Annotated in this window: 26 protein-coding genes; 14 read left to right on the forward strand and 12 right to left on the reverse strand. The window is 62.4% G+C overall.

All coding sequences use genetic code 11. The features are described from left to right. The 5 genes from C8K44_RS22195 to C8K44_RS22215 all read left to right on the forward strand — a co-directional run. On the forward strand, positions 1 to 168 hold a 168-nt coding region (locus tag C8K44_RS22195; protein WP_146203921.1), incomplete at its 5' end, for a formate--tetrahydrofolate ligase. Positions 169 to 462: 294 nt separating this feature from the next. Next, a complete protein-coding gene (locus tag C8K44_RS22200; RefSeq protein WP_109577957.1) occupies positions 463 to 1,596 on the forward strand; it encodes an aminomethyltransferase family protein in 1,134 nt (377 codons plus the stop codon). A 19-nt stretch (positions 1,597 to 1,615) separates the two neighbouring features. Then, the gene (locus C8K44_RS22205) at positions 1,616 to 2,209 is read left to right on the forward strand and encodes a dimethylamine monooxygenase subunit DmmA family protein (protein WP_245417589.1); all 594 of its coding nucleotides are present in this window, start codon (positions 1,616 to 1,618) and stop codon (positions 2,207 to 2,209) included. Beyond that, positions 2,206 to 3,171 (forward strand): PDR/VanB family oxidoreductase, encoded by a 966-nt coding sequence (locus C8K44_RS22210; RefSeq protein ID WP_109577959.1) that lies wholly within the window; start codon positions 2,206 to 2,208, stop codon positions 3,169 to 3,171. The genes C8K44_RS22205 and C8K44_RS22210 overlap by 4 nt, the downstream gene beginning before the upstream one ends. Before the next feature lie 42 nt (positions 3,172 to 3,213). After that, the gene (locus C8K44_RS22215; RefSeq protein ID WP_109577960.1) at positions 3,214 to 4,254 is read left to right on the forward strand and encodes a DUF3445 domain-containing protein; all 1,041 of its coding nucleotides are present in this window, start codon (positions 3,214 to 3,216) and stop codon (positions 4,252 to 4,254) included. Positions 4,255 to 4,424: 170 nt separating this feature from the next. Here the strand turns inward: C8K44_RS22215 and C8K44_RS22220 are convergent, their stop codons facing one another. From C8K44_RS22220 to C8K44_RS22255, 8 genes are all read right to left on the reverse strand, one after another. Further along, on the reverse strand, positions 4,425 to 5,120 hold the full coding sequence (locus C8K44_RS22220; RefSeq protein ID WP_109578021.1) for a helix-turn-helix domain-containing protein: 696 nt from the start codon (positions 5,118 to 5,120) through the stop codon (positions 4,425 to 4,427). A gap of 161 nt (positions 5,121 to 5,281) precedes the next feature. Further along, complete coding sequence (locus C8K44_RS22225) at positions 5,282 to 6,205, reverse strand: sugar kinase (protein WP_109578022.1); 924 nt, start codon at positions 6,203 to 6,205, stop codon at positions 5,282 to 5,284. Positions 6,206 to 6,240: 35 nt separating this feature from the next. Then, the gene (locus C8K44_RS22230; protein ID WP_109577961.1) at positions 6,241 to 7,071 is read right to left on the reverse strand and encodes an IclR family transcriptional regulator; all 831 of its coding nucleotides are present in this window, start codon (positions 7,069 to 7,071) and stop codon (positions 6,241 to 6,243) included. A 40-nt stretch (positions 7,072 to 7,111) separates the two neighbouring features. Further along, positions 7,112 to 7,495 (reverse strand): RidA family protein, encoded by a 384-nt coding sequence (locus C8K44_RS22235; RefSeq protein WP_109577962.1) that lies wholly within the window; start codon positions 7,493 to 7,495, stop codon positions 7,112 to 7,114. A 16-nt stretch (positions 7,496 to 7,511) separates the two neighbouring features. Continuing rightward, entirely contained in the window at positions 7,512 to 8,282 is a 771-nt protein-coding gene (locus tag C8K44_RS22240) for an amino acid ABC transporter ATP-binding protein (RefSeq protein ID WP_109577963.1), read from the reverse strand. Positions 8,283 to 8,292: 10 nt separating this feature from the next. Next, entirely contained in the window at positions 8,293 to 8,955 is a 663-nt protein-coding gene (locus C8K44_RS22245; protein ID WP_109578023.1) for an amino acid ABC transporter permease, read from the reverse strand. Between the two features lie 5 nt (positions 8,956 to 8,960). After that, a complete protein-coding gene (locus tag C8K44_RS22250; RefSeq protein ID WP_109577964.1) occupies positions 8,961 to 9,623 on the reverse strand; it encodes an amino acid ABC transporter permease in 663 nt (220 codons plus the stop codon). Positions 9,624 to 9,692: 69 nt separating this feature from the next. After that, positions 9,693 to 10,532 carry a transporter substrate-binding domain-containing protein gene (locus C8K44_RS22255; RefSeq protein WP_109577965.1) on the reverse strand — a complete coding sequence of 280 codons (840 nt, stop codon included), beginning with the start codon at positions 10,530 to 10,532 and terminating at the stop codon, positions 9,693 to 9,695. 156 nt (positions 10,533 to 10,688) lie between these two features. On the opposite strand from C8K44_RS22255, the gene C8K44_RS22260 reads away from it, so the two are divergent. Further along, positions 10,689 to 11,747: an alanine racemase gene (locus tag C8K44_RS22260; protein ID WP_109577966.1), complete on the forward strand. Its 1,059-nt coding sequence runs from the start codon at positions 10,689 to 10,691 to the stop codon at positions 11,745 to 11,747. A 7-nt stretch (positions 11,748 to 11,754) separates the two neighbouring features. On the opposite strand, the gene C8K44_RS22265 is transcribed toward C8K44_RS22260, so the two are convergent. Further along, positions 11,755 to 12,204, reverse strand: coding sequence for a universal stress protein (locus C8K44_RS22265; protein WP_109577967.1), 450 nt, complete (start codon positions 12,202 to 12,204; stop codon positions 11,755 to 11,757). Between the two features lie 198 nt (positions 12,205 to 12,402). Between C8K44_RS22265 and C8K44_RS28245 the strand changes: the two genes are divergently transcribed. The 5 genes from C8K44_RS28245 to tsaA all read left to right on the forward strand — a co-directional run bounded on the left by C8K44_RS28245 (position 12,403) and on the right by tsaA (position 13,751). Next, positions 12,403 to 12,687 carry a hypothetical protein gene (locus tag C8K44_RS28245; protein WP_199227176.1) on the forward strand — a complete coding sequence of 95 codons (285 nt, stop codon included), beginning with the start codon at positions 12,403 to 12,405 and terminating at the stop codon, positions 12,685 to 12,687. After that, positions 12,672 to 12,800: a hypothetical protein gene (locus C8K44_RS28250; RefSeq protein ID WP_348626349.1), complete on the forward strand. Its 129-nt coding sequence runs from the start codon at positions 12,672 to 12,674 to the stop codon at positions 12,798 to 12,800. Before C8K44_RS28245 ends, C8K44_RS28250 begins: the two co-directional genes overlap by 16 nt. Before the next feature lie 119 nt (positions 12,801 to 12,919). Further along, positions 12,920 to 13,054, forward strand: a complete 135-nt coding sequence (locus C8K44_RS28255; RefSeq protein ID WP_199227177.1) for an iron chelate uptake ABC transporter family permease subunit — start codon at positions 12,920 to 12,922, stop codon at positions 13,052 to 13,054. Beyond that, positions 13,051 to 13,257: a molybdopterin-binding protein gene (locus tag C8K44_RS22275; RefSeq protein WP_109577968.1), complete on the forward strand. Its 207-nt coding sequence runs from the start codon at positions 13,051 to 13,053 to the stop codon at positions 13,255 to 13,257. Before C8K44_RS28255 ends, C8K44_RS22275 begins: the two co-directional genes overlap by 4 nt. 2 nt (positions 13,258 to 13,259) lie before the next feature. Next, positions 13,260 to 13,751: a tRNA (N6-threonylcarbamoyladenosine(37)-N6)-methyltransferase TrmO gene (gene tsaA / locus C8K44_RS22280; protein ID WP_109577969.1), complete on the forward strand. Its 492-nt coding sequence runs from the start codon at positions 13,260 to 13,262 to the stop codon at positions 13,749 to 13,751. On the opposite strand, the gene C8K44_RS22285 is transcribed toward tsaA, so the two are convergent. Then, positions 13,748 to 14,662, reverse strand: a complete 915-nt coding sequence (locus C8K44_RS22285; RefSeq protein WP_109577970.1) for an ABC transporter substrate-binding protein — start codon at positions 14,660 to 14,662, stop codon at positions 13,748 to 13,750. The two genes, tsaA and C8K44_RS22285, sit on opposite strands and share 4 nt — an antisense overlap. Positions 14,663 to 14,817: 155 nt before the next feature. Here C8K44_RS22285 and C8K44_RS22290 point away from each other — a divergent pair, with 155 nt between their 5' ends. The 3 genes from C8K44_RS22290 to C8K44_RS22300 are packed head-to-tail and all read left to right on the forward strand — an operon-like array spanning position 14,818 to position 16,944. Further along, a complete protein-coding gene (locus C8K44_RS22290) occupies positions 14,818 to 15,621 on the forward strand; it encodes a transporter substrate-binding domain-containing protein (RefSeq protein ID WP_109577971.1) in 804 nt (267 codons plus the stop codon). Between the two features lie 28 nt (positions 15,622 to 15,649). Further along, the gene (locus tag C8K44_RS22295; protein WP_109577972.1) at positions 15,650 to 16,294 is read left to right on the forward strand and encodes an ABC transporter permease subunit; all 645 of its coding nucleotides are present in this window, start codon (positions 15,650 to 15,652) and stop codon (positions 16,292 to 16,294) included. Beyond that, a complete protein-coding gene (locus C8K44_RS22300) occupies positions 16,291 to 16,944 on the forward strand; it encodes an amino acid ABC transporter permease (RefSeq protein ID WP_109577973.1) in 654 nt (217 codons plus the stop codon). Before C8K44_RS22295 ends, C8K44_RS22300 begins: the two co-directional genes overlap by 4 nt. A gap of 3 nt (positions 16,945 to 16,947) precedes the next feature. Here the strand turns inward: C8K44_RS22300 and C8K44_RS22305 are convergent, their stop codons facing one another. Both C8K44_RS22305 and galE read right to left on the reverse strand, forming a co-directional pair. Beyond that, the gene (locus tag C8K44_RS22305; protein WP_109577974.1) at positions 16,948 to 18,198 is read right to left on the reverse strand and encodes a D-amino acid dehydrogenase; all 1,251 of its coding nucleotides are present in this window, start codon (positions 18,196 to 18,198) and stop codon (positions 16,948 to 16,950) included. A gap of 130 nt (positions 18,199 to 18,328) precedes the next feature. After that, positions 18,329 to 19,324 carry a UDP-glucose 4-epimerase GalE gene (galE, locus tag C8K44_RS22310; RefSeq protein WP_109577975.1) on the reverse strand — a complete coding sequence of 332 codons (996 nt, stop codon included), beginning with the start codon at positions 19,322 to 19,324 and terminating at the stop codon, positions 18,329 to 18,331. Between the last annotated feature and the right edge of the window lie 4 nt (positions 19,325 to 19,328).

Genomic DNA, 19,328 nt, shown 5'->3' on the forward strand with positions numbered 1-19,328 from the left:
GCTCCGACGGGCCATGTCGTGCCGGTGCGCGAGGTCAGGCTGTCGGCAGGTGCCGGCTTCGTCGTTGCCATCTGCGGCGAGATCATGACCATGCCGGGCCTGCCCAAGGCCCCATCGTCGGAAAAGATCTTCCTCAACGAACAGGGCCAGATCGAAGGCCTGTTCTAGGCGAAAGCTTTCTCCCACGGCGCTCCCAACCACCCTCCTGTCCCCCAGGCCCGGAGCGCCTTTTCAAGGCCTGGCATCTCTTGCCAGGCCTTTTTTCCGCCAACCGTCGAGCCATGTTTGGGAGACATGACTCGGATGCGGGCCTTATGTTCGCGAAAGGCAAAATGTTGCCTATCAGTAAAATTTCTTGCACTTGGATATTGCCCTAGCGGCAATTTTGGGTTCAAATGTTCCCAACAATGTCCGCCGCACGGCAAGGCCAAGGGCGGGGTACAATATGGAGGAGTACCGAAAATGACAGCTTCTTGGCGTTTTTCGACGTTGGGTGACCGCCACCGCGCGCTTGGTTCCAAACTGGAAGACTGGAGCGGCATGGGCACGGCCTGGAGCTATGACAAGGACGCGAACGAGGAATATGTCGCGATCCGCACCAAGGCCGGTCTGATGGACGTTTCGGGCCTCAAGAAGGTCCACATCACCGGTGCGCATGCCTCGCACCTGATCGACCTGTGCACCACTCGCGACGTCGAGAAGATCTATCCCGGCAAGTCGGTCTACGCCTGCATGCTCAACGACGCCGGCAAGTTCACCGACGACTGCGTCATCTATCGCATCTCGACCAACTCCTGGATGGTCGTGCATGGCTCGGGTTCGGGCCATGAGGAACTCACCCGCGCCTCGATCGGCCGCGACGTTTCGGTGCGCTTCGACGACAATCTGCACGACCTGTCCCTGCAGGGCCCGCTCGCCGTCGACTACCTCGCCAAGCACGTGCCCGGCATCCGCGACCTCAACTACTTCCACCATATGCAGACCCAGTTGTTCGGCCTGCCGGTCATGATCTCGCGCACCGGCTATACCGGCGAGCGCGGCTACGAGATCTTCTGCCGCGGCCAGGATGCCGGAAAGATCTGGGACACCATCGTCGAAGAAGGCAAGTCGATGGGCATCATCCCCACGCGCTTCACGACGCTCGACATGCTGCGCGTCGAGAGCTACCTTCTGTTTTACCCGTACGACAATTCGCAGAAGTACCCGTTCGCAAACGAGGGCCCTGGCGATACGTTGTGGGAGCTCGGCCTCGACTTCACCGTCAGCCCAGGCAAGACCGGCTTCCGCGGCGCTGAAGAGCACTATCGCCTCAAGGGCAAGGAGCGCTTCAAGATCTTCGGCGTGCTTCTCGACAGCGACAAGGCAGCTGACGAAGGTGCCGAGATCTGGCGCGACGGCAAGAACGTCGGTGTCGTGACCTGTGCGATGTATTCGCCGCTGGTCAAGAAGTCGATGGGTATCGCCCGTCTCGACGTCGACTGCGCCATTGTCGGTACGCCGCTCGAGATCCGCAACGCCAGCGGCACCGTGAAGGCAACCGCCCAGTCGCTGCCGTTCGACGATCCCAAGAAGCTGAAGCGGACGGCAAAGGGCTGAGACCTTGGACAGTGCACCGGTGAAGACGATCCTCAGTCGCCCGGTCTACGGAACATTGTCACCGCAGGCCGGCAAGAGCCACCTTCTGATCGCGGACGCCGAAGGGGCGTCCGCAATCCTGGACCTGGCGAAGAAGGCTCCAGAGGACTTCTTCGCCAACGCACATATCATGTTCATACCGGGCCGGACCGGAGACAGCTTTCAGAACGCTTTGAAAGCCTTGAAGCCGGCCCAGTACTATGAGGGCCCGTCGGTCGCGGCAGCATTGCCGCGCCTGACCTGGGTACTTGCCAACGCCCATATGGGCTTGCGCATGTATCTCGCCGGGACTGAAGGCCTGATCGGCCAGATGATGCAGGCAGCACTCGAAGCCGGCATCGACCCTGCCTCGATCCAGACCGAGCATCGCGGCTCGTGGGCACGCAGGATGCAGTGCGTCCACTGCAAGGGCATTACCGAGAACGTCACCACCCAGCCGGCAACCTGCTCGCATTGCGGCCTGCTGCTTCTCGTCCGCGACCACTACTCCAAGCGCCATGCCGCCTTTCAGGGCGTCTGCATCAATGCCGAGGATCCGACCGAGATCCCTCAGAAAGAGGAGATTTTCCGGTGAGCGCGGGAACAAACAAGCTGAACGTCACCGTGACCGAAGTGGTCGCGGTCAATGAACTGGTCAAGCGGTTTCACTTCGAGCGCACCGACGGCGGCAACCTGCCGACCTTCTCCGGCGGCGCCCATGTTGTCGTCGAAATGCGCGACGGCGACATCACCCGCCTCAATCCCTATTCGCTGATGAGTTCGCCGCTCAGCACCCGCGACTACACCATCTCGGTGCGCCGCGACGATGTCGGCCGGGGTGGCTCGCTGTTCATGCATAACCGCGTCAAGCGTGGCATGGAAATGGTGATCAGCTATCCGGTGAACCTGTTTTCGCTGGATTTGCGCGCCAAGAAGCATCTGATGATCGCCGGCGGCATCGGTATCACGCCGTTTCTCGCCCAGACGGCCCAACTGGCTTCGTATGGCGGCAATTTCGAGCTGCACTACACCTGCCGCTCCGAAGCGCTCGGCAGCTACTCCGATGTGCTGCGCGAGCGCTACGGCAACCGCGTCAGCCTTTATCTCGACGAGCGAAACGAACGCATCCCGCTTGAGCGCCTGCTCGCCACACAGCCACTCGGCACCCATATCTATGTCTGCGGCCCCGCAGGCATGATCAAATGGGTGCGCGATTCCGCCGCCGCCCACGGCTGGCCGGACGATGCGGTGCACTACGAGCATTTCGCTGCACCCCAACCGGGTACGCCCTTCGACGTCAAGCTGGCGGTGAGCGGGCTGGAGATCCGGGTCGGCGAACAGCAGAGCCTGCTCGAAGCTATCGAGGCGGCGGGTGTCGATCCGCCCTATCTGTGCCGCGGCGGCGTCTGTGGCCAGTGCGAAACCAACGTCATCTCGTATGACGGCACCTTCAAGCACAACGACCATTGGCTGAGCGATGAGGAGCACTGCTCGGGCAAGAAGATCATGCCATGCGTTTCGCGCTTCGAGGGCCGCTCGCTGGTCCTGGAACGGTAGAACATCCTGGAGCGTCCAACGCTCCGGAAGAGGGAGGAATTGATGGGAATTAACTTCAGGAAAGAAACGTTCCGCGACGATTTTACCTTCAGGAACAGTCCGGAGAACATCAGGCGGTTTCCCTTTCCCTACCATGAAGACGCCTACATGTACTCGGTCAACATCGAGCCGCATGTGCCGGGGCCGAAGAACAGCGTGTTCGAACACCTGATCGACGTCGACGAGCATTATGTCTCGGAAATGCAGGATCGCGCCATGGTCCTGGCCGAGGATCCTCTGCGCTGCCAGTCGCTGCCGCACATGACGCTCGCCGGCTGGGACCTGCTCGAACTCCTGATGACCGAGATGGCCAAGGGCTATCCCGAGCACTTCACGCTGACGCGCGACGGCGACCGGTGGCGCTGGATCAACCGGCCGCTGGGTATCGACGACACCTTCACTTTCGGTGACGTCTCCACGCTGCCTTACGGGCCGATGGAGTACATCACCCGCCAGAGCCAGGGTGACTTCGCCATCCTCGACCAGCGCGACGGCAATCTGTGGATGGATGCCGGCATGGTCACCACGCAGGCCGACTGGTCGCTTGATTTCGACATCGGCATGAATTTTTTCGAATGGCATGCGCCAGTGCCGCTGGCGCATGAAATGGGTGTCTTCACCCGCGCACTGAAGTTCTTGACCAACATCCAGCAGGGCCAGCCGGCACGGCGCCTGAATTGGACGATGACGATCAACCCAAGGCTCGATACCAGCCCGGAAAACTTCCACAAATGGGGCAGCGACCGCTTGACGGTAACGCCGGAGAACGTCGGGCAGAAGGTGCATCTGCGCGTTGAGCTGCAGACCTTCTTCCGGCTGCCGCGCTCCAACGCGCTGGTCTTCCCGATCCGCTGCTACCTGCTCAAGATGGACGAGCTGGTGACGGTGCCGAAGTGGGCGCGCCGCTTCCATCGCGTCCTGCGCGACCTGCCGGTGGAACTCGCCGAGTACAAGGGTCTGACGCGCTATCGCCAGACCACGGTCGAGTGGCTGTCGAAATATGACGACGGGGCACCGACCTCGCCCGGCTTCAGCCCGGAATAGGCTTCGGCCCGAGCTTGAATTGCCAAACGCCGCGTGTCCCAGGATGCGCGGCGTTTTGGTTGGTGAGCACAAGCGGGCGATTGCTTTCGCTAGCCGGCAACGAATGCCCGATCCCAGCCGGGCTATCACGGGGAAGCAGAAACCATGCAGAGGTCGATCAAGGCCGTAGCTTATTCGCTGCCGCTGCCCTGCGGATAAGAAATGATCGAGAGATAGCGGATCGGCAATGTCGTCAGCTCTTCCGGTCCATGCGGGGCGTCGGCGTCGAAGAACAGGCTGTCGCCCGGCGTCATCCGGTAGAGATTGCTGCCGTGGCGGTAAACGACCTCGCCCTCGAGCATGTAGAGAAACTCCATGCCTTCATGCTGGAACATCGGGAAAACGTCGGAATCTTCCGACAGGGTGATCAGGTAGGGCTCGACCACGACGCCGGCGGTGTTGGAGCCGATGTGGCCGAGAAGATTGTACTGGTGACCGGCGCGGGTGCCGCGGCGCTCGACGTCGACGCCCTCATTTGCCTTGACGAAGACGGCATTACGCTCCTCTTCGAAGCGGCGGAAAAACGCTGTCAGCGGCACGCCCAGCGCGCGCGACAGCGATTGCAGCGTTGTCAGCGACGGCGACGTGATGCCGTTTTCGATCTTGGACAGCATGCCGAGCGAAATGTTGGTCATCGCCGCCAGGTCGGCGACGGTGATGCCGAGCTTCTTGCGAAAGGCGCGCACTTCGTGGCCAAGCGCCACTTCCAGCACCTTTTCGGGCGTGTCGCGTACCGCATGCGGGTCCTGTAGCAATGGGACCGGGCGGGCCTTTGCCGCGACTGCGGCGGGTACCTTCTTGCCGTCGGCGCTACCGACGGCTGACAATCGGTCTTCCTTCACTCTAGTGATCCCCAGCCATGACAATGCGCAAAAACAACATTTCACCAGTGGTAAAGTTTTTTCACACGAAATCAAGCCCCGCCGATCAAAGCGAAGGCAAATTGCTCAAAGTCGTGGCAATGTTGGCGATAGCCGAGAAGTCTGGACTAGGCGAGGGCGAACCCCCGCAACTCGGCGGGCGGGAGCAAGGCACCGTGATGGACTATGACGGTTGCAGCGACGCGGGCGGCAAATTCCGCAGCGCCGACATGATCGCCAGTTTCGATGTACCTTGCCAGGAAGGCGCCGTTGAAGCTGTCGCCGGCACCGGTCGTGTCGACGACCTTGCTTGCCGCGACCGACGCCACGAAGGTTTCATTGCCACCGACGCTGAGCGTAATGCCCTCGGCACCGTTCTTGACCACAAGCTTGTCGATGCCCAAGGCGCGGTATCGCGCGATGGTCGCCTCGATGGAAGCGTCGTCGAAATACGTCGCCTCGTCTTCGAAACTCGGCATGACGACGGTGGCGGCAGCAGCCCCAGCGGTGATCGTGCGCCGCATTGTCTCGGCGTCGTCCCACAAGCGAGGGCGGATGTTGGGGTCGAAGGCGACCAACTTGCCCGCCGCCTTGGCGCGGCCGATTTCGGCCAACAAGGTTGCGACAGCCTCGGGTGCGAGGATCGCAAGCGTGATGCCGGAGAAGAAGATCACCTCGGACGGGTCGATTGCCTTGCGCAGCGCATCGCCATCGTCGGCCAGAAGCCGCGCGGCGGAAGCCGAACGCCAGTAGGAGAAGCTGCGCTCGCCGTCCTTGAGATGGATCATGTAGAGGCCCGGGCTGCGTCCCGGTACGCGGCGGACAAAGCTCGTACCAATGCCGGTGCCTTCGACGAAGGCCAGCATTTCATCGGAAATCGTGTCCGTGCCGACTGCGGTGAAATAGTCGACCGGCTGGAGTTCGGGCAGGAAGGCCCTGACATAGTAGGCGGTATTGAAGCTGTCGCCGGCAAATCCCTGCCGCAGCAACCCACCTTCGGCCTGCCTGAGCTCGACCATGCATTCGCCGATTGAAAGAACGCGTCCCGCCATGCTTTGCGGCCAATCCATGGTTGATTTGGTTGAGGTCAGGCGCTCATTGCCGGACGGCCGCGCCCTGCAACGCCATGCCCGTCCTCGTCGGCGGCGTGCCCAAGTCGGCTCGACAGATCGGCTGCCGCATCGAGTAGCGTCTTGAGATAACTGGCGTGGTTCTTGAGCCCGTCCTCGCGCGGCGCAACCAGGCACAAGGTCGCCACGCAGATGCGGTCGGCCTGATAGACTGGAACGGCAAAGCAGTGGGTGAAGGTCTCGACCGCGCTGTTGAACGTGTAGTAGCCAACACGGGACGCCTCGCGCACCTCGGCGATGAATACCGCCGGATCGAGCCACTCGCCGTTAGGCAAGCGGAAATCGTCCTTCGGGATGAATTCGAGGATCTCTTCGTCGCTCATATGCGCGACAAGCAGGCGGCCCGAAGCCGTCCACGGGATCGCCACCGGGTCGCCGACATTGGAGGAGATGCGAAACGGGCGCAGCCCTTCCTTCATCTGGGCGACAGTGTATTTGTTGCCCTCAAGCAGACACATCTGCGCCGTCTCGCGCGTTTCCTCGGCGATGTGGGTGAGCAACTTGTCGCATTCGCGCATCAGGTCGAATTGCTCGGAATAGGCGACGCCGAGGAAATAGAGCTTGCGGCCGAGGAACACACGACCGTCTTCGCCGCGATATTCCAGGACGCCCTGGCGCATCAACAGGTTGACCAATTCGTAGACCGAGGAGCGCGGCGCACCGATGCCTTGGGCGATCTCGTTGGGACGCAGCGGCTGCCGCTTCAGGCGCAGATAGTTCAATATCTCGAAGGCGCGGTCGAGACCGCGTGCCCGCCTGTTGATGATATCGTCCGCAACTTCGTCCATGCGCGCTCCTCGGCGAAATGCCGAAGTAGAATCTTGTTTGTCACGGCGCCTTGTAGGCGACGCAGTCGATTTCGACTTTGCAATCGACCATCATACTCGACTGGACGCAAGCGCGGGCCGGCGGGTGATCGCCGAAATACTCGGCATATACACCGTTGAACGACCAAAAATCCCTGGGGTCGTCGAGCCAGACTCCCACGCGCACGACATGCTCCAGGCCATACCCTGCCTCTTCAAGGATGGCGATCAGATTTTCCATCGTCTTGCGCGTTTCGGCAATGATGCCGCCGCCGACGATCTCGCCATTTTCCATGGCAACCTGTCCCGAAACGTGCAGCCAGCCATCGGCCTCGACGGCGCGGGCGAAGGGCAATGCCTGCTTGCCCGCCCCGGTCTGGCCGGTGCCGTAGCGTTTGATCGTCATGTTGATTCTCCGAATGCTAGTTGAAGGTTGAGGTCTTGAGGAATTCCATCAGCCGCTCGGTCTGGGGCTTGTGGAACATCTCGCGCGGGTTGCCCTCTTCGCCGATGCGGCCCTGGTTCATGAAGATGACGCGCGAGGACACTTCATAGGCGAATCGCATTTCGTGAGTGACGAGCAGCATGCTCATGCCGTCGCGGGCGAGGTCCTTGATGACCTGCAGCACCTCGTTGACGAGTTCGGGATCGAGCGCCGAAGTCACCTCGTCGAACAGCATCAGCTTGGGGTTCATGGCGATGGCGCGAGCAATGGCAACGCGCTGCTGCTGGCCACCGGAGAGCTGGCTCGGAAATCGGTCGCGGCGCTCGGCAAGGCCGACGCGGTCGAGCCACTTCTCGGCAACGCTGCGCGCCTCGTCGCGGGACATCTTCTTGACCTTGACCAGGCCGAGCATGACGTTCTCGGCCGCGCTCATATGCGGAAAAAGGTTGAACTGCTGGAAGGCCATGCCGGTCATCGCGCGCTGGCGGGCGATTTCCTTTTCCTTCTTGCGGCGGCGTGTGCCACCCGCGGTCTCATAGCCGATTTCCTCGCCGTCGATACGGATCGAGCCGCCCTGGAATTCCTCCAGCATGTTGATGCAGCGGAGCATCGTCGTCTTGCCGGAACCCGAGGAGCCGATGATCGAGATGACATCGCCCTGGGCCATGGTGCAATCGACGCCCTTGAGCACTTCGACTTCGCCGTAGCGCTTGTGCAGGTCGCGGATTTCGAGAAGGTTGCCGGTCATTGCTGCGGCCTCACGATGGAATGGCGGTTTTGCGTTCAACGTAGCGGCCGAAACGCTCGATGCCGTAGTTGATGACGAAATAGAGGAAGCCCGCGAAGAAATAGAATTCGAGGCTCATGAAGGTGCGCGAGATCAGTTCCTGCGTCCTCAGCAAAAGCTCGGCGACGCCGATGATCGACAACAGCGTCGAAGCCTTGACCATCTCGGCCGCCGTGTTGACCCAGGCCGGCAGGACCTGGCGCAGGGCCTGGGGCCCAAGCACATAGGCGAAGGTCTGGGGAAAAGTCAGCCCGATCGCCTTTGCCGCCTCGGTCTGGCCCTTGGGGATCGACTGCAGTGCGCCGCGCACGATCTCGCCGACATGCGAGCTGCAGAACACGGCAAGCGCCAGCACACCCGCCTGGAACGGTCCGAGATCAATGCCGACGGTGCCGAGCACGTAGTAGCTCGCCAGGACCAGCACCAGCACCGGAGTGCCGCGGATGAAATCGGTGTAGCCGCGCACCAGCCAGCGCAGAGGCCGGGCGCCATAGGTCAGCGCGAGACCGACCCCAACGCCCAGTATGGTGCCCACCAGGATCGCCAGGACCGAGATGGAGACGGTGACGCCGATGCCCTTGAGGATGGGGATACGGGCGAGCCACAGCGTTTCAAAGAATGTCACGAGTTCCATGTCGATCACCTCGGGATGGACATGCGCCGCTCGAGCTGGCGCAGCAGGGCTGCGAGCACGGAGCAGGTGGCGACGTAAAGACAGCTAGCGACGATCCAGGTCTCAATGACACGGAAGGTCTCGACATTGATCTTGCGCGCTTCGAAGGTCAGTTCCGGCACAGCTATCGCTGCGGCCAGGGACGTGTCCTTGAACAGCGAGATCAGCGTACTTGAGAGCGAAGGCAGGACATTGCGCAGCATCAGCGGCATGACGATCGAGTTGCGGATCTGCGATTGCGTCAGGCCGATAGCAAGGCCCGCTTCTTTCAGTCCATTGGGCACTGCGAGCAGGCCACCACGAAACACCTCGGCGAGATAAGCGCCGGAATAGATCGCCAGCGTCGATACGAAGCTTTCTATCTTGCCGAGCCGGATGCCTAGCTGGGGCAGCGCGAAAAAGGTGAACAGCACCAGCACCAGGATCGGGGTGTTGCGGATGATGGTGACATAGATGCGCGCGGGGTGGCGCAGCATTCCGCGCTTCGACAACAACCCGAAAGCCGTTATCAGGCCGAGCACGCAGCCGATGGCGATCGCCACGAAGGCGAGCCCCAGACTGAGCGCAAGGCCCCAGAGCAGCTGGTCGAAGCTACGCCAGACCGCCGAGAAATTGAGCGTGTAACCCATGGTGCCGTCAGGTTCCGATCGGAAAGGTAGGCGCGGCCGGCAAAACCGGTGCCGCGCCCATGGGCGAGCTTACTTGTACTCGACCGGGAAGCCGATCTGCGGCGGAGCCAGTTCCTTGCCAAACCAGGTCTTGTAGGAATTTGCGTAGAAGTCGAACTCGACCCCCGTCATCGCTTCATGCAGGGCGGTGTTGACGAAGTTCAGCCAGTCCTGGTCGCCGCGCTTGACGCCGCAGGCATAGGTCTGCGGGTTCCAGCCATAGCCGGCGTCCTTATAGCGGTCGGGGTTCTGCTTCATGTACCAGGCCAGCGACGATTGGTCGGTGGCGACCGCGTCGGCCCGGCCCGATTCCAGCGCCTGGTAGATCAGGTCGACTGATTCATACTGGTCGACCTTCGCCTCCGGCAATGCTGCATGCACCATCGATTCGGCATAGACATTCTGCAGCACCGAGATGGTCACGCCCGAACCGGCCGCCTTCAGCGCCGCGTAGTCGGCATACTTGCTGTCGCCCTTCAGCATCAGGCCGACGCCCTCGCGGTAGTAGGGAATGGTGAAGGCGATCTGCTGGGCGCGCTCGCCGGTCACCGTCATGAACTGGCAGGTCAGGTCCACCTTGTCGGTGGTGATGTTGGGGATGCGCGCATCCGACGACTGATTGACGTATTCGATCTTGTCGGGATCGCCGAACAGCGCCTTGGCGACTATACGGCCCATATCGACGTCAAAGCCCTGAAGCTTGTCGTCGGCGCTCTTGAAGTGCCACGGCGCATTCGTGCTGCCGGTACCCATGACCAGATGGCCACGCGCCAGAACCTCATCGAGCTTGCTTTGCTTTTCCTGCGCGCCTGCAGGCACTGCGCTCATCAGCGCGACGGCGGCCACGGCCGCCAGGAGATACGCCTTCATCTCACCAATCCTCCCAGAAAAACTCTTGATCGATGTCCATTATTATGGACACGTGTCCTGAATAATGGATTGTCACATGAGAATGCATGTGCCATTGTTTGTCAAGCGCTTCGGAGGCAAGGTCGTCCGACGTATCGAGTTGGAGGCAGTGCAATCATGTTCGACAAAATCCAGACACCCGCCGTGCTGGTGGACATCGATCTGGCCAAGCGCAACATCGAACGCTTCCAGGCCTATGCCGACAGCCACGACCTCAAGGCCCGGCCCCATATCAAGACGCACAAGCTTCCCCGCATCGCGGAACTGCAGCTCGCCGCTGGTGCTGTCGGCATCACCTGCCAGAAGGTTTCGGAAGCAGCGGCGATGGTCGCCGGCAGCGACCGCATCACCGATGTGCTGATCACCTTCAACATCATTGGCGACGCCAAGATCGCCGGTCTTCTGGAGCTGTCGCGCAAGGTGCGGCTCGCCGTCGTTGCCGACAATGCCACTGTCGTCGATGGGCTTTCGGCATCATTCGCTGCCGCAGGTGCTTCGCTCGACGTCTTGGTCGAATGCAACACCGGCGCCGACCGCTGCGGCGTCGGCTCGCCCGAGGCGGCAGCTGAACTCGCCGCACGCATCGCAGCCGCACCTGGACTGCATTTCGCCGGGTTGATGACCTATCCGCCCGTTGGCGGTGCCCCCCGGGTTCAGGCCCTCATGACTGAGGCAAAAGCACTGATCGAAGCAAAGGGCATTGCGGTGCCTACAGTCACGTCGGGCGGCTCGCCTGACCTGATGTCAGCGCACCTGGCGCCCGTCGCTACCGAATACCGACCCGGCACCTATGTCTACAACGATCGTTCGCTGGTGGCGCGTGGTGTCTGCGACTGGGACGATTGCGCACTGACCGTGCTTGCCACGGTCGTTTCGGTGCCCGCGCCCGATCGCGCCATCATCGATGCCGGCTCCAAGACGCTGACCTCGGATTTGCTCGGCCTCAAGGGCCACGGCCATGTGCTTGGCCGTCCCGACATCTCCATCGACCAATTGTCGGAGGAACATGGCAGGCTCAGGACCGACGGCGACATCAACCTGAGCGTCGGCCAGCGGCTGCGCATCGTACCCAACCATGCCTGCGTGGTGACCAACATGGTCGACGGGGTCTACGCCTATGGCAAGGATCGCGCGCCCGAACTGTGGCCGGTTCCGGCGCGCGGCAAGATAGTCTGAACGACGCCTAGCGAACGACGAGCACCGGCACCTGGCTGTTGGTCAAGACCTCGACGGTCTGGCTGCCAAGAATGAGCCGGCCAAGCCCGCGACGGCCATGCGAGGCCATCACGATCAGGTCGCAGCCGCGATCCTTGGCGACCTGGTTGATCGCCTCGGCCGCCCACATCTCCTCCACATGCACGACTTCGGCGTTGACGCCGAGCTTGTCGGCCTGGGCCTTGGCGGCGTTCAGCACCTTGGCGCCGTATTCCTCGCCGGCCCTCTGGTAGGAAACAATGTCTTCGGCGGTGGCGACAGGGCCATACATGCCGGCCGATGCGAAGATCGGCGCCGGCTCGGTGACGCTCATCACCGTCACCTTGCTGCCGAGGCCCTTGGCCAGGTTCAAGCCATGGTCGAGGCCCTTCTGCGCCAGTTCCGAACCGTCGGTGGCGATGAGAATATGTGCGTACATGACGAGGTCTCCATGGGCTGTAGATTCTGTCGGCAGCCTCGCCCGGCGAACACGCCCGGGTCAAGGCAAGGCCACGCCAAATCGGATGGGTCAGAGCATCGAAAATCGCTTGACCGCTATATCCGCGCAAACATAACAATGCGATGCGCTATATTCCGTTGGATATAGCCGTAACTCATCACACATCGGACCGTGCTCATGAACCGTCGCAACATCTTGCTTTCGCTTGTAACAGTGGCCGCGGTCGTCAACGGCTTCACCGCTGTGGCGGCTGGCCAAGAGCGCACCTTCACCGACGCGGCAGGCCGCAAGGTGGCATTGCCGGCGAATATCACCCGTGTCATGGCCGCCGGCCCGCCCGCTTCGGTCCTGCTCTATTCCGTGGCGCCCGAAAAGCTGGTCGGCTGGGTGCGCGAATTCAAGGACGACGAGAAGGAATTCATCGCCGAGCCTACCGCGCACTGCCGGTGCATGGACGCCTGACCGGCAAGGGCGACACCGCCAACATGCAAGCGGTACTGGCGATGAAGCCTGACATCATCCTCGACGTCGGCACGGTCAACCCGACCTATGCCTCGCTCGCCGACAAGGTGTAGGAACAGCCCGGCATTCCCTACTTGCTCATCGACGGCACCTTTGCCAACACGCCGAAATCGCTGCGCGAGGTCGCGACCTCGCCTCGATCATTCCCGCCGTCATCGTCGCGTTGGTGCCGATGGTGCTACTGTGCTGGCGCATGAACCTGATGACCCTCGACGACGAGGAGGCGCGTGCGCTCGGCGTCGAAACGCGCCGGATCCGCGTCGTCGTCGTCGCTGCCGCAACCCTGACCGAAAGGAACGCATCATGAAGATCAGCGCCCGCAACCAGATCAAGGGAAAGATCGTCGAAGTGACCAAGGGAGCAACCACGTCACATGTCCGCATCGACATCGGCGGTGCCGTCGTCACGGCTTCGATCACCAACGCTGCGGTCGATGAACTGAAACTCGCCGTGGGCAAGGACGCCTACGCGGTCATCAAGGCATCCGACGTCATGGTGGCGGTGGACTGAGCATGGCCCGCGAAAACGAGATCCGCGACGGCGAAAGCGCGGTCGCGTACCCCACCGAATTCGACGCCGGACTGGTGTTCATCGGACGCATCCACACACCCTGGACCTCGCGACTGATGACACCGCGCCAGGGCCGTGCCGATGGCCCCATCTGCCGCATCGAGATCTTCGAGCCCTGGCAGGCTGCCCTCGATGGTGTCGAAAGGTTCGAGCGCCTCGAAGTGCTCTACTGGCTGCATATGTCCAGGCGTGATCTCCTGCGCCAGAGCCCGGCCAATGACGGGACCTCGCGCGGTACTTTTGCCTTGCGCTCGCCTGTCAGGCCCAACCCGATCGGCACCTCGATTGTCGAGCTCGTCAGCGTCGAGGCCAACATATTGAACGTACGTGGCATGGATTGCCTCGACGGCACACCCTTGCTCGACCTCAAGCCCGACCGCAGCCTGTTCAAGCCGATCGCCCCGCCGCAGCCGGGCGACTTCGAGACCGGCTAGTTCCGGCAGACTTCCGCAGCCAGCCCTTCCGCACCGCGCTTCGCCTCGGCCCCCACCGAGAAAGTCGCGCATTCCAGCGTGTCGGCCATCTTGGCGCCAGCGAGGTCGAATTCCATCTGCCGCGGCCCGTTGGGGAACACCTGGCGCTCGAGTATCCAGGTCAGCTGGTTGCGCACGATTTCAGAATCCATGTCCGGCGAACGCCTGATCACCGCGTCGACGCCGAGCTGCGGATCGCGAAGGCAATCATGCCAGGCCTGGCGGGTGATCGCCTGCAGCTTGCTTGCGAGCCCAGGCTCCTGCTCCAGCACCGTATTGAGCGCCACGAGCGCGCCCGAATATATGTCGAGGCCGTTATCGGCGAAATAGAGGAAGTCGAGGGTGCTGGCATCGTAGCCGCGCATCTGCATGGCGAATTTCAGCGTCGCGTCGAAGCAGGTCGCGGCCAGCACGGACCGCGAGGCAACCAGGCGGTCGCGCTCCTCTGGCTGGACGCCGTGATAGGCGTAGCTATCGGGGGCAAAACCGTTGCGCTTGAGCAGCAGCGGCAAAAGTCGCGCCGAGGTGTCGCCGTTGGGCCCACAGAGCGTGCTGCCGGGAATGTCGGCCAGCGTCAGGCGCTTGCCGTCCGAGAGATAGCCAAGGCAGCAGGGGGTGTGCTCGTAGATCGGCACGAGGCACGAAATCTCGGGCTCGCCGGTGCGCAGCGCGCGCTCGAAAACCGACGAAACGTCGCCGAATCCGATGTCCGCCTCGCCGCCCACCAGGGCGCGCGTCACCAGCGACGAGCTGAAGCCCTCGACGAAGGTGCAGGACAGGCCGTGATCGGCGAAATAGCCGGCGTCGACGGCGTGCAAGAACGGCGAATTCTGCCCTTGATACAGGTAGTTGAGCTTGAAACGCAGCTCCATTCCACAAATCCTCGAACTTTCGAAACGGCCGTTCTTGAGAAACAGCTTCGCAAGAAACTATCCTAACATTGGAGGGTTGCCGTCCTTGGTGGCCCTCCGGGTTTGCGATATAACCCGTCAATACAGTTTTCAAGCAGCCCATCAAAGGAGTGATCATGGGAATTGCGCGGACAGCTCTGCTGGCCCTCATCGCGGTTTTCGGCGTGAGCGCGGCAAGTGCGCAGGACTACAAGGCCGCCCTCGTCAATGCCGACACCATCACGGTCGGCACGTCGGGTTCGGCTCCGCCGTTCAGCATGACCAACGCCGCTGGCGAGCTCGAAGGCTTCGACATTGACGTCGTGAACCTGGTCGCCAAGCAGTTCGGCCTCACCGCTAAGTTCGAGAAGCTCGACTTCGCCGGGCTTTTGCCAGGCCTCACCGCGGGTCGCTTCGACCTGATCGCCTCGGGCGTCACCCGCACGCCGGAGCGCCTGGCCTCGCAGGACTTCTTCCTGCTGTCGCCCTATATCGTCAACGGCGCGGCGATTACCCGCCGTGAGGCCGACGCCGATATCGCCAGCTGGAAGGACGTCTGCGGCAAGACCATGGGTGCTGTGCGCGGCGGCGCGTTCCAGAAGGTCGCCAAGGAGAAGCTGCCGGCCGATTGCGTCACCAAGAGCCGCGAATATCCCGGCGCGACCGAGCTGTTTCTCGATCTCGAGAACCGCCGTATCGACTTCGCCGCCCATGACTTCCTTGGCCCGAAATATCTCGCCAAGTCGGGCAAGCTGACCGGCACGGTCACCCTCGACGACCTGCTCTCGACCATCACCCAGAGCGTCGCGGTCAACAACAAGAACAAGCCGCTGGCCGACGCCATCGACGCCCAATTCGAGACCTGGCGCAAGGACGGCACCCTGCAGGGCCTGGCCGACAAGTGGTTCGGCGCCTCCATCGACTGGTCGAAGTCGCAGTAAAAGGGCTCTCCGCGAGGGGCGACGGAAAATGGAAATCGCACTTGCGTGGCTGCCGCGGCTGTTGGTTGCGGCAGCCCTCACCATTGGGCTGTCGGCAGTAGTATTCACCCTGTCGGCGGTCTTCGGCCTGCTTTTGTCGCTGGTCCACTACGGCCGCGAGAAATCCTACGCCAGGAAGGCCATCGAGGCGTTCAGTGCCTTCTTTCGCTCGGTGCCGGAACTGGTGGTGCTGTTCCTGTTCTTCTTCGGCGGACCGCAGGTCGGCATCGACTTCGGCCCCATCGGCTCGACCATCATCGCGTTTGCGCTGGTTGGCATTGCCTTCGACTACCAGGTTTTCAAAGGCGCGCTCAAGGCCATCCCCTTCGGCCAGTACGAGGCGGGGCTCGCGCTCGGGCTGCCGAAACGGATCGTCTTCCTGCGCGTGCTGATCCCGCAAGTCCTGCCGCTCGCGCGCAAGGGCTGGATCACCTACGCCATCGGCACGGTCAAGCGCATGTCCATCGCCTCGGCCGTCTCGGTCAGCGAAATCCTCTACGTTACCAAGCAGGGTATCGCCGCCACCAACGCGCCCTTCACCTTCCTGACGCTCGCCGTCGGCCTCTACATCCTTATCGTCACGCCGCTGCTCGTCTTCAACGAGCGCAAGCCCAAGCAGCTGGTGGCACGATGAACATCCTGCTCGACCCGACCTACCGGCAAATGCTGTTCGATGGGCTGGCGTTGACGCTGCTCATCTCGATCATCGTCATCATCGTATCGAATCTGCTGGCGCTGCCGCTGGCCATCTACATGCAGCGGCCCGCGGGCGCGTTTCGCCGCCTCATCATCGGCTACAGCTTCTTTGCCCGCGCAGCGCCCGTGCTGGCGCTGCTGTTTGCGCTCTATTACGGCCTGCCGCGCCTTGGCATCTATCTGGAGCCGGTGCCGTCGGCGCTGATCGGCCTCATCTTCGCCTCGACCGCGTACAATCTCGAATTCCTGCGATCGGGCTTCGAGAGCATCCCCTCAGGCCAGCTCGACGCCGCCAGGTCGCTCGGACTCAGGCCGTTCGCGACCTACTGGAAGGTGATGATCCCACAGGCCTACAGGCTCGCGGCCCCGTCGCTGTTTTCCAACGCCATCCAGATGGTCAAGGGCAGCTCGCTCGCCAGCCTGGTCGCCATCGACGAGCTGACGGCGGCCTCTACCGTCATCATCTCGGAGACCTACAAGGCCATCGAGGTGCTGCTGGTCGTGTCGGTGTTCTATCTCTTGATCGCAGCCGTCATCATCGGCCTGCAATATCTCTACGAATCCAGGCAGAGCGTCGGCCGGCGCTAGCCGTCAGCCCTTGTAGACCAGTCCCTCCGGATCGATCTCGGGCTTACGCCCCGCGATCAGGTCGGCGAGGAACTTGCCGGAACCGCAGGCCATGGTCCAGCCGACATGGCCATGGCCCGTGTCGAGATAGAGGTTCTTGAAGCGTGCGCGGCCCATGACCGGCACCGAACCTGGCATCATCGGCCTGAGGCCGGCCCACAGTTCGGCCTTGCTTGGATCGAAGGCTCCGGGGAACAGCTCCTTGCCGGCCCTGAACAATCGCGCGAAGTCCTGTGGCTTGTAGCTGCGGTCGAAACCGGCAAATTCGGCGGTAGAGGCCAGCCGCAGGCGGTCGCCGAGCCGCGAATAGGCGATCAGATTGTCCTCGTCGGCACCGCCCATCGTAGGGCCCTTTTCGGGATCGTCGAGCGGCACGGTCGCTGTGTACCCCTTGACCGGATAGACCGGCAGGTCAATGCCGTGGGGGCGGCCCAGCAATCCGCTTTCCGGCCCCATGGCGATGACCACGGCGTCGGCGGTGACAACACCGGCTGCAGTCTTCACGCCACTCACCCGATCGCCGTCGATGACCAGGTCTTCGACGGCAGTGTCGAACATGAATTTCACGCCGAGGCGCTCGGTGGCGTAAGCGCCGAGATTTTCAACGAACATTCGGGAATCGCCGGTCTGGTCGATCGGCGAATAGACACCACCTGATATGCCGTCCTTGGCTGCGGCCAGGCCGGGCTCCAGTTCGACCATGCGATTACGATCGACGATCTCGATGGGCAGGCCATGTTCGGCCAGGAAACGGTAGTTTTCGCTGCCTTCGTCGAGACTTTTCTGTGAGCGGAAAAAATAGAGGATGCCCCGGCGGCGCTCGTCATAGGCAAGGCCGGTCTCCGCCGAAATGTCGTTGATGCACTGGCGCGCATAGAGCGCGAGCCTGAGTTTGACCTCGCTGTTTGCGCGCAGTCGCGCGGTCGTGCACTGAAACAGGAACCGGAGGCTCCAGGCATAGAAATACGGATCGAGCCGCAGCCTGACCTTGATGCCAAGGTCGGGCGTGTAGAGCGAGCGGAGGAAGGTCTTGAGCGCTGCGGGCGAAGCCCAGGCAGTGGCGTCGCCGGGCGAGACCAGGCCGGCGTTGGAATAGCTGGTTCCACGTGCCACGGCCGGATGCCGCTCGAGCACGGTGACTTCATGGCCGTCGCGGGCGAGATAGTAGGCGGCCGCCGTTCCGACCACGCCTGCGCCGAGAACCAGGATCTTCATTTCGTACCCAAGTTGATATCGGGCTCTGACCGGGAACCCACGACCGCCGGGAACTCAACTCCACGAGGCACCACTAGCCGTTGCCGTGCGGCATTTCGAGAGATCCCATCAGGAATCGGCTGAGCCAGCTTCAATCGCCGACGGAGTTCTTGCGGCCGAGTAGCTTTTCCCAGTTGAGCGCGTCGCCCACGATGGCGTCGAGATCGTCGTGCTTGGGCGCCCAACCGAGTTCGCCGCGTGCCAGGTCCGCATTGGCAACGACCGAGGCCGCGTCGCCGGCTCGGCGGGGCCCCATCTCGACCTTGAAATCGCCGCCATGCACGCGCCGCACGCTGTCGATGACTTCGAGCACCGAGTAGCCGTGGCCGTAGCCACAGTTGGCGACCAGATTGCCGCCGCCTGCCCGCAGTCGGGCAAGCGCCAACCGGTGCGCCGCTGCGAGATCCGAAACGTGGATATAGTCGCGTACGCAGGTGCCGTCAGGCGTCGCATAGTCGGTTCCGTAGACCTGCATCGCGGCGCGCTTGCCGAGCGCTGTCTCGGAAGCAACCTTGATCAGGTGCGTGGCTCCCTTGGTCGACTGGCCGGTGCGTCCCTTCGGATCAGCGCCCGCGACGTTGAAGTAGCGCAGCGCTGTGTAGCGCAGCGGGTGCGCCGCCGCCGCATCGCGCAGCATCCATTCACTCATCAGCTTGGACAGGCCATAGGGCGATTCCGGTGCCAGGCGCGCGTCCTCGACCACCGGTTCCATGCCAGCCGCGCCGTAGACGGCAGCCGTCGACGAAAAGATGAAATGCTTCACGCCACAGCGCACCGCCGTCTCGATCAGACCGCGGGTCTTGCAGGTGTTGTTTTCATAGTAGCCCAGCGGATCGGCGACCGATTCCGGCACCACGATCGAGCCGGCGAAATGGATGATGGCGTCCACGCCATGTTCGCGGATCAGCTTGCCAACCAGTTCCTGGTCTGCGACGTCGCCCCGGACCAGTTTTGCCTCCGGTGCGACGGCCCACTCGAAGCCGGTCGAAAGGCGGTCGAGGACGACGACTTGCTCGCCGGCATCCAGCAGTTCCCAGACCATGTGGCTGCCGATGTAACCCGCCCCGCCCGTCACCAGTACCGCCATCGAA

Source organism: Aminobacter sp. AP02 (assembly GCF_003148805.1).
Taxonomy (GTDB): domain Bacteria; phylum Pseudomonadota; class Alphaproteobacteria; order Rhizobiales; family Rhizobiaceae; genus Aminobacter.

Bases quoted from the DNA above. Each gene is read 5' to 3' on its own strand.
- C8K44_RS22200 (WP_109577957.1), top strand. From the start codon at position 463: ATGACAGCTTCTTGGCGTTTTTCGACGTTGGGTGACCGCCACCGCGCG.
- C8K44_RS22215 (WP_109577960.1), top strand. From the start codon at position 3,214: ATGGGAATTAACTTCAGGAAAGAAACGTTCCGCGACGATTTTACCTTC.
- C8K44_RS22225 (WP_109578022.1), bottom strand. From the start codon at position 6,205: ATGGCGGGACGCGTTCTTTCAATCGGCGAATGCATGGTCGAGCTCAGG.
- C8K44_RS22230 (WP_109577961.1), bottom strand. From the start codon at position 7,071: ATGGACGAAGTTGCGGACGATATCATCAACAGGCGGGCACGCGGTCTC.
- C8K44_RS22235 (WP_109577962.1), bottom strand. From the start codon at position 7,495: ATGACGATCAAACGCTACGGCACCGGCCAGACCGGGGCGGGCAAGCAG.
- C8K44_RS22240 (WP_109577963.1), bottom strand. From the start codon at position 8,282: ATGACCGGCAACCTTCTCGAAATCCGCGACCTGCACAAGCGCTACGGC.
- C8K44_RS22245 (WP_109578023.1), bottom strand. From the start codon at position 8,955: ATGGAACTCGTGACATTCTTTGAAACGCTGTGGCTCGCCCGTATCCCC.
- C8K44_RS22250 (WP_109577964.1), bottom strand. From the start codon at position 9,623: ATGGGTTACACGCTCAATTTCTCGGCGGTCTGGCGTAGCTTCGACCAG.
- C8K44_RS22255 (WP_109577965.1), bottom strand. From the start codon at position 10,532: ATGAAGGCGTATCTCCTGGCGGCCGTGGCCGCCGTCGCGCTGATGAGC.
- C8K44_RS22260 (WP_109577966.1), top strand. From the start codon at position 10,689: ATGTTCGACAAAATCCAGACACCCGCCGTGCTGGTGGACATCGATCTG.
- C8K44_RS22265 (WP_109577967.1), bottom strand. From the start codon at position 12,204: ATGTACGCACATATTCTCATCGCCACCGACGGTTCGGAACTGGCGCAG.
- C8K44_RS28245 (WP_199227176.1), top strand. From the start codon at position 12,403: ATGAACCGTCGCAACATCTTGCTTTCGCTTGTAACAGTGGCCGCGGTC.
- C8K44_RS28255 (WP_199227177.1), top strand. From the start codon at position 12,920: ATGGTGCTACTGTGCTGGCGCATGAACCTGATGACCCTCGACGACGAG.
- C8K44_RS22275 (WP_109577968.1), top strand. From the start codon at position 13,051: ATGAAGATCAGCGCCCGCAACCAGATCAAGGGAAAGATCGTCGAAGTG.
- tsaA (WP_109577969.1), top strand. From the start codon at position 13,260: ATGGCCCGCGAAAACGAGATCCGCGACGGCGAAAGCGCGGTCGCGTAC.
- C8K44_RS22285 (WP_109577970.1), bottom strand. From the start codon at position 14,662: ATGGAGCTGCGTTTCAAGCTCAACTACCTGTATCAAGGGCAGAATTCG.
- C8K44_RS22290 (WP_109577971.1), top strand. From the start codon at position 14,818: ATGGGAATTGCGCGGACAGCTCTGCTGGCCCTCATCGCGGTTTTCGGC.
- C8K44_RS22295 (WP_109577972.1), top strand. From the start codon at position 15,650: ATGGAAATCGCACTTGCGTGGCTGCCGCGGCTGTTGGTTGCGGCAGCC.
- C8K44_RS22300 (WP_109577973.1), top strand. From the start codon at position 16,291: ATGAACATCCTGCTCGACCCGACCTACCGGCAAATGCTGTTCGATGGG.
- C8K44_RS22305 (WP_109577974.1), bottom strand. From the start codon at position 18,198: ATGAAGATCCTGGTTCTCGGCGCAGGCGTGGTCGGAACGGCGGCCGCC.
- galE (WP_109577975.1), bottom strand. From the start codon at position 19,324: ATGGCGGTACTGGTGACGGGCGGGGCGGGTTACATCGGCAGCCACATG.